At 56.3% G+C, this 14,930-nt stretch carries 14 protein-coding genes; 5 read left to right on the top strand and 9 right to left on the bottom strand.

What is annotated here, in order from left to right; all coding sequences use genetic code 11:
- Window positions 1-4 precede the first annotated feature (4 nt).
- Together manD and QIT27_RS08405 are read left to right on the top strand one after the other, a co-directional pair.
- Window positions 5-1,216 (top strand): D-mannonate dehydratase ManD, encoded by a 1,212-nt coding sequence (manD, locus tag QIT27_RS08410; RefSeq protein ID WP_139527061.1) that lies wholly within the window; start codon window positions 5-7, stop codon window positions 1,214-1,216.
- Between the two features lie 9 nt (window positions 1,217-1,225).
- Window positions 1,226-2,701 (top strand): mannitol dehydrogenase family protein, encoded by a 1,476-nt coding sequence (locus tag QIT27_RS08405; RefSeq protein WP_285263455.1) that lies wholly within the window; start codon window positions 1,226-1,228, stop codon window positions 2,699-2,701.
- A gap of 79 nt (window positions 2,702-2,780) precedes the next feature.
- Here QIT27_RS08405 and QIT27_RS08400 read toward each other — a convergent pair whose 3' ends face one another.
- From QIT27_RS08400 to QIT27_RS08385, 4 genes are all read right to left on the bottom strand, one after another.
- Window positions 2,781-4,280: a sodium:solute symporter family protein gene (locus QIT27_RS08400; protein WP_285263454.1), complete on the bottom strand. Its 1,500-nt coding sequence runs from the start codon at window positions 4,278-4,280 to the stop codon at window positions 2,781-2,783.
- Window positions 4,281-4,436: 156 nt separating this feature from the next.
- Entirely contained in the window at window positions 4,437-4,829 is a 393-nt protein-coding gene (locus tag QIT27_RS08395; protein WP_139527064.1) for a RidA family protein, read from the bottom strand.
- Window positions 4,826-6,304 carry an N-acyl-D-amino-acid deacylase family protein gene (locus tag QIT27_RS08390; protein ID WP_285263453.1) on the bottom strand — a complete coding sequence of 493 codons (1,479 nt, stop codon included), beginning with the start codon at window positions 6,302-6,304 and terminating at the stop codon, window positions 4,826-4,828. Before QIT27_RS08390 ends, QIT27_RS08395 begins: the two co-directional genes overlap by 4 nt.
- Window position 6,305: 1 nt before the next feature.
- Window positions 6,306-7,169, bottom strand: coding sequence for a MurR/RpiR family transcriptional regulator (locus QIT27_RS08385; RefSeq protein WP_139527254.1), 864 nt, complete (start codon window positions 7,167-7,169; stop codon window positions 6,306-6,308).
- Between the two features lie 135 nt (window positions 7,170-7,304).
- Here QIT27_RS08385 and QIT27_RS08380 point away from each other — a divergent pair, with 135 nt between their 5' ends.
- Window positions 7,305-8,513: an amino acid deaminase gene (locus QIT27_RS08380; RefSeq protein ID WP_285263452.1), complete on the top strand. Its 1,209-nt coding sequence runs from the start codon at window positions 7,305-7,307 to the stop codon at window positions 8,511-8,513.
- A gap of 26 nt (window positions 8,514-8,539) precedes the next feature.
- Here QIT27_RS08380 and QIT27_RS08375 read toward each other — a convergent pair whose 3' ends face one another.
- The 4 genes from QIT27_RS08375 to QIT27_RS08360 are packed head-to-tail and all read right to left on the bottom strand — an operon-like array spanning window position 8,540 to window position 12,286.
- The gene (locus tag QIT27_RS08375; protein ID WP_285263451.1) at window positions 8,540-9,229 is read right to left on the bottom strand and encodes an HAD family hydrolase; all 690 of its coding nucleotides are present in this window, start codon (window positions 9,227-9,229) and stop codon (window positions 8,540-8,542) included.
- Complete coding sequence (locus QIT27_RS08370; RefSeq protein WP_285263450.1) at window positions 9,226-10,200, bottom strand: 2-hydroxyacid dehydrogenase; 975 nt, start codon at window positions 10,198-10,200, stop codon at window positions 9,226-9,228. The genes QIT27_RS08375 and QIT27_RS08370 overlap by 4 nt, the downstream gene beginning before the upstream one ends.
- A gap of 33 nt (window positions 10,201-10,233) precedes the next feature.
- On the bottom strand, window positions 10,234-11,211 hold the full coding sequence (locus QIT27_RS08365) for a sugar kinase (RefSeq protein ID WP_285263449.1): 978 nt from the start codon (window positions 11,209-11,211) through the stop codon (window positions 10,234-10,236).
- A gap of 40 nt (window positions 11,212-11,251) precedes the next feature.
- Entirely contained in the window at window positions 11,252-12,286 is a 1,035-nt protein-coding gene (locus tag QIT27_RS08360; protein ID WP_285263448.1) for a LacI family DNA-binding transcriptional regulator, read from the bottom strand.
- A gap of 207 nt (window positions 12,287-12,493) precedes the next feature.
- Here QIT27_RS08360 and QIT27_RS08355 point away from each other — a divergent pair, with 207 nt between their 5' ends.
- Together QIT27_RS08355 and QIT27_RS08350 are read left to right on the top strand one after the other, a co-directional pair.
- The gene (locus tag QIT27_RS08355; RefSeq protein ID WP_285263447.1) at window positions 12,494-13,312 is read left to right on the top strand and encodes a methyltransferase domain-containing protein; all 819 of its coding nucleotides are present in this window, start codon (window positions 12,494-12,496) and stop codon (window positions 13,310-13,312) included.
- Window positions 13,309-14,298 (top strand): methyltransferase, encoded by a 990-nt coding sequence (locus tag QIT27_RS08350; RefSeq protein ID WP_285263446.1) that lies wholly within the window; start codon window positions 13,309-13,311, stop codon window positions 14,296-14,298. The genes QIT27_RS08355 and QIT27_RS08350 overlap by 4 nt, the downstream gene beginning before the upstream one ends.
- A 3-nt stretch (window positions 14,299-14,301) precedes the next feature.
- Here QIT27_RS08350 and greB read toward each other — a convergent pair whose 3' ends face one another.
- Entirely contained in the window at window positions 14,302-14,835 is a 534-nt protein-coding gene (gene greB, locus QIT27_RS08345; protein WP_159342633.1) for a transcription elongation factor GreB, read from the bottom strand.
- Between the last annotated feature and the right edge of the window lie 95 nt (window positions 14,836-14,930).

Genomic DNA, 14,930 nt, shown 5'->3' with positions numbered 1-14,930 from the left:
AATGATGATTATAAGTGACGCTTATTTAATTGTTACGTCGCCAGGACGTAACTTTGTAACACTCAAAATTATTACTGAATCCGGTGTTTACGGTATTGGTGACGCGACGCTAAATGGGCGTGAGCTGGCAGTGGTGGCTTACCTGGAAGAGCATGTTCTACCGGCACTGATTGGCCGTGATGCAAGCCGAATTGAAGATATATGGCACTTTCTTTATCGCGGTGCTTACTGGCGGCGTGGGCCTGTCACTATGTCGGCTATCGCGGCGGTGGACTTGGCCCTTTGGGATATCAAGGCCAAGGTGGCAGGGTTGCCGCTCTATCAGTTACTGGGTGGGAAAAGCCGTGAGCGAGTGATGACCTATGCTCACTGTACTGGCAAGGATATTGATGCTTGTCTCAGTGAGGTAGAGAAACATGTGAAGCTGGGCTATCGCGCGGTCAGAGTGCAAGCAGGTGTCCCGGGTATTCCTACCACGTATGGCGTGACCAAGAAGGACGGAGAGCGCTATGAGCCCGCCGATGCAGAATTGCCCAGTGAGAATGTCTGGAGTACCGAAAAGTATTTGAACCACGTGCCCAAGCTATTCGAGGCCGTGCGGGAGCAGTTCGGTGCCGACATCCATGTCCTGCACGACGTTCACCACCGTTTGACGCCCATTGAAGCCGCGCGCCTAGCGAAAGAAGTAGAACCCTACCACCTGTTTTGGCTGGAAGATTGTGTGCCCGCAGAGAATCAGGAAAGCTTTAGGCTCATTCGCCAGCACTCAACCACGCCGTTAGCAGTGGGGGAAGTGTTCAATTCAATTCATGACTATCGCGAGCTGTTGGAAGCACAGCTGATTGACTATATTCGTACGCCGCTGAGTCATGGCGGTGGCATTACTCACATGCGCAGAATCGCTGATCTTGCGTCGCTTTACCATGTCCGTACGGGCTTTCATGGGGCCACGGATCTATCACCGGTATGCCTGGGTGCCGCTATTCATTTCGATACGTGGGTGCCTAATTTCGGTATTCAGGAACATATGCCCCACGAGGCAGTGGTAGATACCGTTTTCTCGCATGACTACCAGTTTGTCGATGGGCACTTCATTGTCGGTGAAACACCGGGGCACGGGGTGGATATTGATGAAACGCTGGCCAAACAATACCCCTATAAACGTGCCAGCCTTCCGGTGAATCGCCTGGAAGATGGTACGTTGTGGCACTGGTAGGAGCTAACGATGCCAAACGTTGAGTCTATATCTGCAGCTCCACCATCGAGCCAGCTGGCCATTGTTCATCTCGGACTTGGTGCATTTCATCGTGCCCATCAGGCGGTGTACCTAGAGCGTTACCGTCAGCGCAGCGGTGATGTTGGGTGGGGCGTGTGTAGCGCTAATTTGCGTTCCAGTATTGGGCTGGTTGATGATCTTGCTGCGGCAGGGTATCGCTATCATGTCGCGGAGTACGCCAACAGCCAACACCTGACGCTGCGTGAAATTGGGGTGATCGAAGAGACCCTCTTTTCTGGCTGTGATCACGCAGGCGACTGGGGCCGTGATAGGGAAGCGTTACTGGCACGGTTGGCCTCTGCAGACATTCGTATCGTTACTTTGACGGTTACCGAAAAGGGCTACTTTCTCAACCCAGCGAGCGGTGAGTTAAGAAGTGATGATTCGATGATCATCGACGATATCGCCTCTCCACAACAGCCCCGAACCGCGCCTGGATTGTTGGTGGAAGCGTTAGCGCGGCGGCGTGAGGCGGGGATTCCTCCCTTTACAGTGCTCTCTTGCGACAACATGCCCGACAACGGAACGCGTACACGGCAGGCGGTAGTGCAATTGGCCGAGTACCGCGATCCGACGCTGGCCCGCTGGATTGCCGATGAGGTGGCCTTTCCCTGCAGTATGGTAGATCGCATTGTGCCAGCCATGACGGATGCAGACTTTGAGCGTTTGGCGGCGCTGGGAATACCCGATGCCAATGCCGTAGTGTGTGAAGCCTTCTCCCAGTGGGTGGTTGAAGACCACTTTCCCCAGGGGCGGCCAGGCTGGGAAGCAGAAGGGGTGGAAATGGTGGCCGATGTGGCCCCTTTTGAAACCATGAAGCTGCGCATGTTGAACGGCAGTCATTCACTGCTTGCCTATCTTGGTGCACTGGCAGGCATTGAGACGGTTGTTGACGGTATTCATCAAGCCGAACTGCGCACACTGTTGCGTCGTTACATGCTTGAGGAAGCCGCACCGACACTCGATATGCCCGAGGGTATCGACTTAGTGGCTTATGCCGACTCGCTATTGGCGCGCTTTGCCAATGACAGTTTGCGTCACCGTCTGCAGCAAATTGCCATGGATGGCAGCCAGAAGCTTCCGCAGCGATGGTTGTCGGGTACGCTGGAGCGTGCTGGTACTGGCCAACCCTCGCCTTGTGTGGCACTCGGCATGGCGGCCTGGATTCGTTATACCGCAGGTGAAGATCTCCAGGGTAATCGCTACACGGTCGATGACCCGTTGGCTAAGCGCTTTGCGCAATTGCATCAGAGGCATGATGCCAGCAACCGTTCAGCCGCGGGGGCGCTGGTAACCGCTTTCTTAGCCATGGACGATGTCGTGCCCAGCGAACTGGCTAAAAACGACGAGTTCGCACAGGCGGTGACGTCGGCCTATCACGCTCTGACCCAGAAGGGCCTTAGCGAGGCGTTAGCGGCGCTATAAGTTCTTTAGTACCAAGCAAAGCCCCACGATTGAGGTGTCAGTTCACAATCGTGGGGCTTTTTTTACAGCTTTTTGGCGGTTAGCGAGTCGTTGAGGTCGCTTCAGCGCCGGTGAGCGTTGGCTCTGGCACTTGCTCCATGCGCTGGCGTTCTTGGTCAAGAATTGCCAGTGCCTGGTCAGGGGATACCTGCGAGGCCGGTGTCAGAAGGCTCACAACGATCCCGGCCACCAGCGCAGCGAGAACGGCAGGGATGCTGGGATTGCCCCAGAAAGCTGTCCAATCGCTGTTGGCGATAATGATCAAGGAAGTGGCGGAGGCACATAGCAGTGTGGCAATGGCACCCTGCCAGTTGTAGCGTGGCCAGAAGCGCCCCAGCATGGCGCTCACAAACAGTCCTGACAGAATCGTCGAGATCATGCGGGTGATGTAGGTAATTACGCTGTCCGAGGCAAGCGCGAACAGCAGTGCTAAACCAATGGTGGCTACCAGGGCGATCCGTGAGAAGCGCACCACGTTGCGGGCGGACGGGGTGCGGCCCGTGGCGAGTACATAGAGGTCTCGGATCAGCGTGGACACACCGGCGATGGCGTCGGAGCTTGCGCTCGACATGGTCGCAGAGAGGCCTGCTACCAACAGCAGTAGCTCCAATCCTAATGGCATGATTTCCGTCGCCAGGAAGGGAAAGGCGTAGTTGCTATTCTCAAGCCCTGGATTGAGAGCGTGGGTGGCCATACCGATAATGGCAGGAATGATTGAGAACCCGAGATAAAGAACACCCGTGATCAAGAACGAACGACGTACCGAACCGACGGATTCGCCGGAATAGATCCGCTGCCGAAACGAAGGCGTTGCCAGCACGCCAATCGCAATGACAGCGGCTAGAGACAATGCTGGCAGTGCACTAATCTGACCAATGCCTAGAAAACTGATGGCACCTGCGTCCATACCTGCAGTAAGCCCTGAGAAACCGCCCACTTCCACCAGTGCCAGCGCGGCCATCAAAATAAAGCCTGCAAAGAGCACGATGGCTTGAATGGTGTCGGTCCAGATGACCGCAAAGTAGCCGCCCACCACGCAGTAAATACCAAAGCCCAGTGCCACCAGAATACGCGCCGTGGTCAGGTCGATACCCGCCATCCAGGAGAGGTAAAGGCCACCGCCAAGAATATGGGCACCGAGCCAGCCAATGCAGGCGATATAGATGAGAAGCGCAACAATGTTACGTACTAACCGATTCGCGCCAACGTAATAGGCCAGCTCTTCACTCATCGTCATGAAGCGAAGTTTACGCACAGGGGCAAAGCAGACGGCGAGTAGAAGCACCCCAATGGCACCACCGATACCGTAGAGCGCCCCTGCCCAGCCATTTGCATAACCAAAGCCAACGGCCCCCATGCTGGAACCGGTACCCACCATTGTGGCGACCGTGGTGCCGACGGTGAGAAACAGGGGAACACTTCGCCCGCCAAGCAAAAAGTCGTCACCGCTGCCACGTTTATGTCGTGACACCCACCATCCAAAGACGATCATGGCGATAATATAGAGCACAAAGGCGGCAAGGAATATTTGACTGTTCATGGTAACCTCTTATCGTTGTTTATCCGGCCGTTGCCGCGGCCGATAGGTAGGCAATGGAAGCGATTGCCGCGGGACTTTTATCGTGATCAAGCGGCAATCTGGCGCCGCACCCTTGCCGGGGTGCGGCGCTTTTTTGAGGTGCTGCTGTAGCGGTGCCTAGACGCGATCAGCTCGGTAACACTTCACATCGACTTCTACTTTGCAATCCACGACTAAGTCTTGAACGCTGCAAATACGAGCCGGTGGGTTGTCGCCGAAGATTTCTTTGAAGACCTTGTTGAAAGACGTGAAATAGCGGGCATCGGTCAACACCGTAGTGACATGCACAACGTCTTCGACGCCATATCCTGCCTCTTGCATGATGGCCAAGCAGTTATCGAAGGCGAGGCGGGTCTGCTCAACAATGCCGCCCTCCACGACTTCACCATCGGTCATAGGGGTTTGTCCTGATACGTATAGCCAACCACCGGCCTCGACAGCGCGGGCAAACGGCAGTTTTTGACCGCCAGTACCTACACCGCCTTCAGTTCCATAACGTGTGATGCTCATGATATTGACTCCTGATTGGATGGTATTACTTGGGAAATACGCTCAGTGCGGCGCAGCATTCGCCCTGAACGCTGATCGGTGATAGACCCCTGGTAATAGGCGAGCTGGCCGTTTACCACGACCAACTCGATGCCTTTTGCAGCCGCAATGGGGGTTTCGTAGTTCGCTGTATCTTCCAGGACTGCAAGGTCGAAAAGGGTAAGGTCGGCATAGGCACCGACCTGGACGATACCTCGATCCGTCAGTCCAAAATTGGCGGCTGAAAGGCTGGTCATCTTGCGTACCGCTTCTGCCAGCGGTATCAAATTTAAATCGCGGCTGTAATGGGCAAGCACCCGAGGGAAGGCTCCCCAGAGCCTAGGGTGGGGGTGCGGGTCGTTCGGTAGGCCATCCGATCCCACCATGGAAAGCGGATGCGCCAACACCTGCTGCATATCCGCTTCGCTCATGTTGTGGTAAACCGCCCCTGCTGGCTGTAACCGTCTGGCTGCTTCCAGCAGCGATACTTCCCACTCAGCGGCGATTTCCTTTAAAGGACGCCGTGCCTGCTCCGGGTGCGGTTTCGACCAAGTAATGGTGATCTCTATCTCATCCGTCACTTGCCCGAGGTCCAGGGTCGAAGAGCCAGCCGTATAAGGGTAACAATCACAGTGAGCATGCTGGTGCTGGGCGGCCATTTCCAACTTGCTCAGTGCCTTTCCTGCTCCTCCCCAGTTACCTGCGCCTGCACATTTCAAATGCGAGATCACGAGTGGTACCTGGCCTGCGCGAGCGGTGGCAAATGCTTCGTCCATCGCGTCCAGCAAGCCTGCAAATTCATCGCGAAGATGGGTGGTATAGACGCCTCCCGAATACCCAACGGCAGCCACCAAGGGGGCCATCTCCGAAGTTGGCGCGTGTATCGCGTTACGATAGGCAAGCCCGGAGCTCAGACCCAAAGCACCTTCATCAAGTGCCTGACGAAGCAGCACTTCCATGGCAGCGATTTCATCGTTGCTGGCAGGGCGGTCAAAGCTATCCATGATTTGGCTGCGCAGGCTGGTATGCCCAACCAGGGCAGCAACATTGATACTGGGCCGGGCGATATCGACGGCCGAGGCGTAGTCAGCGAAGCTTGGATAGCGGAAGTCTTCGGCGCTACCCAGTAAGTTCATAGGGTCGGGAACGTCAGCAGTGAGAGTGACCGGGCTGGCGCTTATTCCGCAATTACCGACGACCACGGTGGTGACGCCTTGGGTCAGCTTTGGCAGCATCTCTGGAGTGCGAATGACGTTGGTATCGTCATGGGTGTGGACATCGATAAAACCGGGTGCCAGATAGCGCTCGTCAGCTTCAATGGTGGTCGTAGCGGTGGCATAAGGCATCCTGCCAATGGCGCAGATACGCTCACCTTGGATAGCGACATCGGCCAGGAAAGGTGGGGCACCGGAGCCATCAAGCACGTTGGTGTTACGGATCAGCAGATCGTAAACCATATTAATCTCCTAAGGGCTGGCGGTTATCACCACCACGATGGTCGTCCAGGCTGAGCTTGAGCCGACGCAGCTTAGTCCGCGAGCGCTCGCGATGGCGCATGGCAAGCTCCAGGGCTAGCACGTCAATGACGGCGAGCATGGCGTAGCGTGATGCAGAGGGATGGTAGATGAAGTCAGTTTCCCGGGAGGTGATGGGCAGCACGATGTCGGAAGTGTTGGCGAGTGGTGAGTTCAATGCTGTGATGGCAATCACCTTGGCTCCGTACTGCTTGGCAATCTGTGCCGACTCCACCATCTCCGGGGTGTAGCCGGTGACTGAGAGCACAACGACGACATCATCTGGATCAAGGGTAGAAGCCACCATGCGGGGCAACAGCGCTTGAGGATAGGCGCTGATCGCATAGCCCAGGCGGACAAGGCGAAACTGTAGCTCTTGAGAGAGTGTGCTTGAACCACCTCCAGAGCCGAAAACTAGTATCTGGCGTGCGTTATCCAGCTGTTCAACTGCCCCCGCTACATCGGCCTGAGCCAGCAGGTCACGGTTGAGTGCAAGGGTCTGTGTGGCGATGTCGTAAACCACGCTGGAACTGTCTTCGGGTGTTGCTTCCTGGATGAAACGCCTTCCGGCTGCCAGCGCCCGGGTCAGGCGCGTTTTCAAGTCGCGCACATTGGCGCAACCGATGGCACGTGCAAAACGCGTCACGCTGGCATCGCTGACCCCGGCACGTTGGGCAATCTCGCCGATACTCGCCTCGGTAACAAAGTCGATGTCGGCGAAGATCAATTCGGCGACTTTTTTTTCTGCATCGCGAAGAGCGGCAAAGTCAGTGGTAATACGGGACAAAATATCTATTTCTTGGCTCACCGTGGACTCCTGAAGGTTGCCTTGCCTAAAAAGTATGTTAGTTTCTATCTTGATGTCAATAAGTATGAAAGTATCTAACATTTCGGCCCGTAAGCCGGATGTTTCATTACGCGCAGTGAATGAGGAAATGGGGTCATGCAGCAAGAAGCGTTAACGATAGATAAGGGTGGGGTGGAGATCAGTTCCAATCTGTTGGCTGGTGTTAGCCTGCCTGCAGCGGTGGTGCATGAGACTCCCCTTACACATAACCTGGCGTGGATGCAGCGCTTTGCTGAATCCCATGGAGCTCAGTTGGCCCCCCACGGTAAAACCACCATGACCCCAGCGCTTTTCCACCGCCAGCTTCAGGCCGGAGCGTGGGGAATCACTCTGGCAACCGCTGCCCAGTGTCGTGCCGCGTTCAGCAATGGCATTACTCGACTGCTGATGGCTAACCAGTTGGTTGGTCAGGCCAATATGGCCATCATTGCCAGCCTAATCGAGCAAGGGGCGACTTTTTACTGTGTGGTCGATAGCCAAGAGAACGTGCGCCAGTTAGGTCGTTTTTTTGCCGAGCGTGGTTTGACGTTGCCAGTGCTGATTGAAGTAGGCGTGGCTGGCGGGCGGTGTGGATGCCGTACTCAGGAGCAGATTCTTTCGCTTGCCGAGACGATTACTGATGAGCCAGCGCTGGTGTTGGCAGGGCTGGAGGGCTATGAAGGTGTCGTGCACGGGGATAATCCTGAGGAGGGCATCCGCGCTTACGCTAACTATCTTGTGGAAGTGGCGGTAGCGCTTGAAGCTGCTCAACGCTTTGCAGCACCTGCCCCGATTGTCACTGCTTCAGGATCCGCTTGGTATGACATTATTGCCGAAGCCTTTGACGGTGCGCCGCTACAGGAGCGTTTCACGCCTGTATTGCGGCCGGGGTGCTATGTGGTGCATGACCATGGATTGTATCGCGAGGCGCAGTCCGCCGTATTAAGTCGTCGGCCCGATTTGCAGCAGGGGCTCAAGCCCGCCCTTGAAGTCTTTGCCCAGGTGCAGTCGCTTCCCGAGCCTGGCCTTGCCATTATTGCGCTAGGCAAGCGCGATATTGGCCATGATCAGTTGCCGATTGCCCTGCGTCGATATCGTGAGGCCGGTACCCCCGCGCAACCGCTATCGGTCGCTGGCTGGGAGGTGACGAAAATCATGGATCAGCACACATTCGTACGTCTGCCTAACGATGCTCAGGACGTTGAGGTGGGGGACATCGTGGCGTTTGGTGCCTCCCATCCCTGTCTGACGTTCGATAAATGGCGGCAACTGTTATTAGTTGATGATGCTTTGAACGTGAAAGAACGCTTGGCGACCTGCTTTTAAACGCGATTCGGGTCGCCATGTATGCGCTAGGTGTTGATGGTTGTCATTAGCCCCGCAATGACCACTGGCAGCTCGTTGGCGTGGTGGATACCCACCGCGCCCTCGGGCGTGCTCTCCTCGTTGGGAAAGTGGTTGAGGTGGATAACCTGCATACCCGCTGCCAAGCCTGCTTCCACGCCCACCGCAGCATCATCAATGACAATGCAGTGCTGTGGGGGGAAGCCCATGGCAGCCGCTGCTTTACGGTACAACTCTGGGTCTGGCTTCCAGACATTGAGGGTGTAAGCGCTGAATAACTGGCCTTGAAAGTGGTCTTCCAGCTGTGTGCTTTCTAGCGCGCAGCGGATTTTGCGCTCAGGGCCGTTGGACACCACCGCTTTGGGGTAGCTCTTTAACTGCGCGAGCGCATCCGGTATGCCTGGGATGGCCACCAGCTCGGCGCGCATGCGTGCTTCCATACGAGTCCGCATTCCTGCCTCAAGCTGGGTAAGCGCTTCCTCTGTTAACGTGTGGAAACGATGCTCCAACGTGTGAACGATGGTATGGAAGCGCACGCCACGAAACTCCTCCATATACTGCTGTGCCGAGAAGGGCAGGCCAAACTCGGGGAAGATCTCACCCATTACGCCAGCAAGAAGTATTTCGCTATCCACTAGGGTGCCGTCGCAGTCGAATAGAAGGCAGAAGTGCGAGGGTGTGCTCTGGCCTGAACTCATTGATTCACCTCTTCGTTCACAAGGCTGATCGGCGGCTCACCCTGTAGTGCCAAACGGATGTTATCGACCGCACGCTGGGCCATGGCCTCGCGGGTTTCATGGGTGGCAGAGCCGATGTGAGGGAGGGCGACCACATTAGGCATGTGAGGCAGTGGCGATGAAGCAGAGAGCGGCTCCTGCTCAAAGACATCCAGGCCTGCGGCTTTGATCACCCCGTTTTCTAGGGCATTGATCAAGGCGCTTTCATCAACCACCTTGCCACGGGCAATATTGATAAAGATAGCGGTGCGCTTCATCAGCGCGAACTGTTGGGCACCGATTAGTCGTTCAGTCTCGGCGGTCAGGGGGACGGTAACGCAGACAAAATCAGACTCGGCCAGTAATTCATCCAGTTCACGGCGCGTAGCTCCGAGTTGTTGTTCTATTGCGGGCTTGGGTGAAGCGTTGGAGTAGAGTACCTTCATGCCAAAACCTAGAGCGCCGCGCTTGGCAACGGCTTGCCCTATGCGGCCAAATCCCACCATGCCCAGCGTTTTGCCATGCACATCGCTGCCATATAGCGCGGGGCCAACACTGGCCTGCCACTGATCGGCCTTGACCCACTCTGCTAACTCAACGACCCGCCTTGCGGTGGCCATGATCAGTGTAAAGCCAGTATCAGCGGTGGTTTCGGTGAGTACATCGGGTGTGTTGCACAGCATGATGCCGCGACGGGTCAGTTCATCGACAGGGATGTTGTCGTAACCCACCGATATAGTCGAGATGACTTCAAGCTTGGGCGCTGCATCCAGTAATTCGGGGGTAATCGCAAGGCCAGAACCGATAATGCCATGGGCTTCTGCTAGGTAGTGGCGATTGTCGGGAGCGTCCAGCGACATCGCTTTAGATAGCTGGGTGACTTCGAATAGATGCTCTAGGGTGGCTAACTGAGCGTCACTGAGTTGGCCTTGCACGATTAGGCGTTTTTTCATTGTTATCTCCTTGGGTGATGTAAGCCGCTGGTATTAAAAGGTCTGTTCTGCCTCTAGCGCTTGAAGTTGCGGGCGGTGGGGGAGGCCTTCCATATCGCCAATCACTTGAATGGCTTGCGCTCCAATCAGATTGCCTCGTTGGGCGGCTTGGCGGGCCGAGCAGCCGTCGAGCAGCGCACTAATAACACCCACCGCGAAGCCATCGCCTGCGCCTACGGTATCCACCACTTCCGCTACATGGCAGCCCTCAACGGTAAAGCTTTCCTCCTGGCCAGCTAGGGTACCGCGGTAGTAGCTGCCTTCTGGCCCCAGCTTGATGATGACCGCTGAAGCGCCTTTATCCAGGTAGTAGCCTGCTATGTCGTAAGGCGTTTTCTGACCAGTGAGTAGCTGGCCTTCCGATAACCCGGGAAGTACCCAGTCCGCTAGTGAGGCAAGTTCATTAAGCGTGTCGCGCATCTTCGTTTCACTGGGCCATAGGGAAGGGCGAAGATTCGGGTCAAAGGAGAGCGTGGCTCCCCGAAGGCGCGCCTGTTCCATGATATGACGGGTTAGCTGGCAGGCGCTGTCTGAAAGGGCGGGTGTGATACCGGTGGCATGGACATGCCGGAGTGCATCAAAATCTACGCCGTCGGCATCGTTAGGAGAAAGATGGCTGGCGGCGCTGCCGCGCCTGAAATAGGTGACTTTAGGGTCGGCTCCTCCGCTGGCGCGCTCTTTGAATAGCAGGCCAGTAGGGTGCTGGGAGTCGGTATGGATATGTCGGCCATCGATACCTTCGGCTTCCAGTGCTTGGCGAATAAACTGACCAAAGCCGTCGTTGCCTACCCGGCTTAACCAACTGACATGGAAACCCAGCCGAGCAAGGCCAATCGCGACGTTATTATCCGCACCCGCCAAACGGCGCTGAAAATGCTCAATATCCGCCAGGGTTCCTGTGGTGTCTGCCACAAACATTGCCATGGCTTCGCCAAAAGTAAGTACGCTGGGTGAAGAAACAGAGTGTGTCATTAGTAGCCTCAAAACTTGTTTGATAGTGGCGGTGTCGTTATTAGGGTGACAAGTGAGCAGAGGGGCCTATCAACTGAGTGCTGCCCCGTGGAATAAGTACTGGCGGGTGATGGTGCTGCACTTCCTTCGCGGCCTTGGAAGGGAGGGTTTGATGGAGTAGGTAAGTGACTGCCGCGCTGCCGATGGCATCGGTTGGCTGGGCGAGAGTAGTGATGCCTGGGGGTACAAGTTCGCACCAGTCGAGCTCATCTATGCCTATCAAACCTACCTCTCCCATGGCGACCTCTAAATGTTGAAAGCAGCGCGTCATGGCAAGCGTGGCATTGCCATTGGCACACAGCACGGCACAGGAGAACCCCCGGTTTTTTTGGATAAAGTCGCGGAGTGCCGGGATTGCCTCTTGCTCTTCAAGGCTGGTCAATATGGCGCTACCCAGCCCTAACGAGGTGCTTTGCTGCTGGAAGCGTTGCAGGCGTTCTTGACGGGCGCTGGCTTGCTCTGGGGCCTCACTAACGTAAAGCACGCAGCGATAGCCCTGATGGGATAGGTGATTGAGTGCCATATCAATGGCAAGCGCATTATCAAGGCCAATCACCGGGGCGCTGATTTCGCCTACTTCACGGTCGATCAATATCAGCGGTAAACCACTGCGCATAATGGTTTGCAGTAGTGGTTGAGGTTGTCCCGCTGCGTTTACAACCAGCCCCTCTACCTGGTAGGCCGCTAGAGAAGCCAAATGGCGTTGCTCTAGGTCGGGGTCGTTATCCGTATTGCAGACAATCAGTGCGTAGCCGTGTTTACGTGCCGCCACCTCGACACCGTGGACGATGGCCACGGAAAACGGGTTGCGTATATCGGCTACTAGCATACCCAAAAGACGGGACCCGCCACCTTTAAGGCCGCGTGCCATTAAATTGGGCTGATAGTGAAGAGCATCAGCGGCCTGCTTGATGCGTGCTTGAAGGGCAGGCGAGAGCTTGTGGCGTTCCGGCCCAAAGTAGCGGGAAACGCTCGTTTTTGAGGTATTCGCTACATTGGCGACTTCGATTAGCGTAGCGCGAGTAGTAGGCGGCATAGATGATTTGATAGCTCTTTTTACAATGGTAACGTTCCCATTTTTATTTTTACACTAATCACTCCTGGCAAGAAAGGCAATAGACCGAGTGAAGGATCCGCCACCTCGCTGCCTGATGGGTATGGCTTGGCGAGCGTTAACGATACAAGCAGGGTAAACTACGCGGCTTTGATATTGCGCTCGTTGTGATCATTCAGGCCTACATGCATGCACCCCCCCTACGAATTAACCGACGCGGGCGACCGCTACTTTGATGGTCTGGTCGATAAATTTTCCCGCTCTCTCTACCAAGCCCCCCGGGGCGAGCTGCGCCTCGCGATGTTGGATTATTTGCTGCCGCGAATGCTGCACTTAAAGGCCCAGCCCGTGCTGGATGTCGGCGGTGGGTTGGGGCAGCTCTCCGGTTGGTTCGCGGCACGCGGTCACACTGTCAGCATGGCAGAGCCTTCCCACGATATGCTGGCCCACGCTAAGGCGTGGCACGCAGAGCAGGAAGCCGCTGCGGTATGGTCACCGGGGCAGCTTCGCTATGTAGAAGCTCCTCTACAGGCATTGCCGAGCCAAGTCCCCGGCCCCTGGCCGCTGATCACCTGCCACGCGGTATTGGAGTGGCTAGGCCATCCCGAGCAAGCGCTGCACACCCTGGCAACGCTGCTGGCGCCGGGTGGTCAACTCAGCCTGATGGTGTTTAACCGCGACGCGCTGCGCTTTTCTAACGTGGTGAAGGGCAACTATCAAAAAGCTTTGAGCGACCAGTTAGAAGGCAAGGGCAAGCGCCAGCGCTTAACGCCGATCTCCCCAGTTACCCATGATGAGATTTGCCAGTGGGTGGGGCAGAACGGCTTACATATCGAGAGCGTCGCGGGCATCCGTATTTTTCAGGATTACGTGCGCCAGGCCTCAGAGAAGGCAAGCGATCAAGCAACACTGTTGGCGCTAGAGAAGCAGTACTGCCAGCAAGACCCCCATTGGCGCTTAGGCCGCTATTTACTTTATACCGTTACCAAACCTGAGGCTGATGTATGAGTGCCCAACTGCCCGCCTGTCAACTGCTTGAACGTTATTACGGACAGGCCGCCCGGTTATGCCCTATCGCGCCCGCGGAAGATACATGGCTACTGACTCACTCCATCGCCATGGTGAGCGACAACGTCGCCCTGCGGCAGCAGTGGCAGGCCAGTGAGCGCCTAGCCGTTAGCCCTTTTGAGCCGTTCGACTACTTACCCGAGGGGCAGGTGGTGCTGTTCTGGCCCAAAGCCCACCAGCTAGGCAAGTGGTGGCTTGAGTGGCTTTGCCACGTGCTGCCTGACAATACGCCGCTCGATATCGTCGGTGAGCACCAAGGGGGCATCAAACGTGTTCCCAAAATGCTGGACGAGCTGGGCATGAGCTGCGACAAGCTCGATAACGCCCGCCGCTGCTCGCTGTTTGCCACCCATACGGTGAAAAGCGAAGCGCCCGATAGCGCCTGGCAAACCTTTGATGCCTTGGATATGCGCTTGGTGAGCCATCCTGGCGTGTTTGGCCATGGCAAAGTCGACGAGGGAACGCAGCTACTGATACAAGCCTTGGAGGACACGCTGCCGAAAAAACCGCTGACAGTGCTGGATATGGGCTGCGGCGACGGCATTATCAGCGCCTGGCTGGCGAAACGCGGCCATGCGGTCACGGCTGTCGATGTCAGCGCCTTCGCCGCCGAAGCCTGCCGCCGTACTCTCCATGACAATGCGCTGGACGGCACGGTACTGGAGAGCGACGTGTACTCGGCGCTGGAGGGTAAACGATTCGACGTGATCGTCAGTAACCCGCCATTTCACCAAGAGCGGGATATCAGCTATGGCCCAAGCACGAAGCTAATCGACGAGGCGCCAGAGCATCTCAATGCCAAAGGGCAACTCATGGTGGTGGCCAATGCGTTTTTGCCGTATCCAGAGCGCCTGCAACGGGCATTGGGCGGGTTCGAAACACTGTCGGACAATCGTCGTTTTCGGGTGTATCGCGCCACCAAATAGCCGTTAGAGATGGTCGTAGCGAATCGCCGTCACGGTGTAAAACGTCTCGCCATTGGGCGTGAGCACCGTGACGTCGTCATCGACCTCTTTGCCCAGCAGCGCCTTCGCCATGGGGGCATCGATGCTAATCCAGCGTTTTTGAGTATCCAACTCGTCGTGCCCCACGATGCGAATGTGCAACTCTTCGCCCTCTTCGTCCTCCAGCGTCACGTAGGCGCCAAAAAAGATTTTGTCGGTATTGGCGGGCAGACGATCCACCACCTGCAGCTCATCGAGCCGTTTGGTTAAATAGCGGATGCGGGCAATGACTCGGTTGAGTTCTTTCTTGTTGTAGGTGTAATCCGCATTCTCGCTGCGGTCGCCAAGGGCGGCGGCTTCGCCCACCTTCGCGGATAGCTCAGGGCGTTTTACCCGCGAAAGATGATCCAGTATGCCGCGCAGCCGGGCGGCCCCCTCGGCGGTAATCAAATTGCTTTTAGGGGCTTGGCGAGGATCCTTCGCCGGGTCCCGCCAGCGGGTCATGTTACGACCTTTCATGAGCCAATCTTCTCCTCCAATGCCTAGTAGGGCGCTCCTACCCGGGCGGTTAGCTTACGCTACGCGGACGTTTTATAACAAAGTCGTGAATGTCT

The sequence above is a fragment of the Halomonas sp. LC1 genome (assembly GCF_030247125.1).
In the GTDB taxonomy this organism is placed as follows: Bacteria; Pseudomonadota; Gammaproteobacteria; order Pseudomonadales; family Halomonadaceae; genus Vreelandella.
Note: the sequence above shows the minus strand (reverse complement) of the source record. Positions and strands in the feature narration are given on the sequence as shown.

What these genes read in the sequence shown, in the direction of transcription:
- manD (WP_139527061.1), top strand. Translation starts at nt 5, where the DNA reads ATGATTATAAGTGACGCTTATTTAATTGTTACGTCGCCAGGACGTAAC.
- QIT27_RS08405 (WP_285263455.1), top strand. Translation starts at nt 1,226, where the DNA reads ATGCCAAACGTTGAGTCTATATCTGCAGCTCCACCATCGAGCCAGCTG.
- QIT27_RS08400 (WP_285263454.1), bottom strand. Translation starts at nt 4,280, where the DNA reads ATGAACAGTCAAATATTCCTTGCCGCCTTTGTGCTCTATATTATCGCC.
- QIT27_RS08395 (WP_139527064.1), bottom strand. Translation starts at nt 4,829, where the DNA reads ATGAGCATCACACGTTATGGAACTGAAGGCGGTGTAGGTACTGGCGGT.
- QIT27_RS08390 (WP_285263453.1), bottom strand. Translation starts at nt 6,304, where the DNA reads ATGGTTTACGATCTGCTGATCCGTAACACCAACGTGCTTGATGGCTCC.
- QIT27_RS08380 (WP_285263452.1), top strand. Translation starts at nt 7,305, where the DNA reads ATGCAGCAAGAAGCGTTAACGATAGATAAGGGTGGGGTGGAGATCAGT.
- QIT27_RS08375 (WP_285263451.1), bottom strand. Translation starts at nt 9,229, where the DNA reads ATGAGTTCAGGCCAGAGCACACCCTCGCACTTCTGCCTTCTATTCGAC.
- QIT27_RS08370 (WP_285263450.1), bottom strand. Translation starts at nt 10,200, where the DNA reads ATGAAAAAACGCCTAATCGTGCAAGGCCAACTCAGTGACGCTCAGTTA.
- QIT27_RS08365 (WP_285263449.1), bottom strand. Translation starts at nt 11,211, where the DNA reads ATGACACACTCTGTTTCTTCACCCAGCGTACTTACTTTTGGCGAAGCC.
- QIT27_RS08360 (WP_285263448.1), bottom strand. Translation starts at nt 12,286, where the DNA reads ATGCCGCCTACTACTCGCGCTACGCTAATCGAAGTCGCCAATGTAGCG.
- QIT27_RS08355 (WP_285263447.1), top strand. Translation starts at nt 12,494, where the DNA reads ATGCACCCCCCCTACGAATTAACCGACGCGGGCGACCGCTACTTTGAT.
- QIT27_RS08350 (WP_285263446.1), top strand. Translation starts at nt 13,309, where the DNA reads ATGAGTGCCCAACTGCCCGCCTGTCAACTGCTTGAACGTTATTACGGA.
- greB (WP_159342633.1), bottom strand. Translation starts at nt 14,835, where the DNA reads ATGAAAGGTCGTAACATGACCCGCTGGCGGGACCCGGCGAAGGATCCT.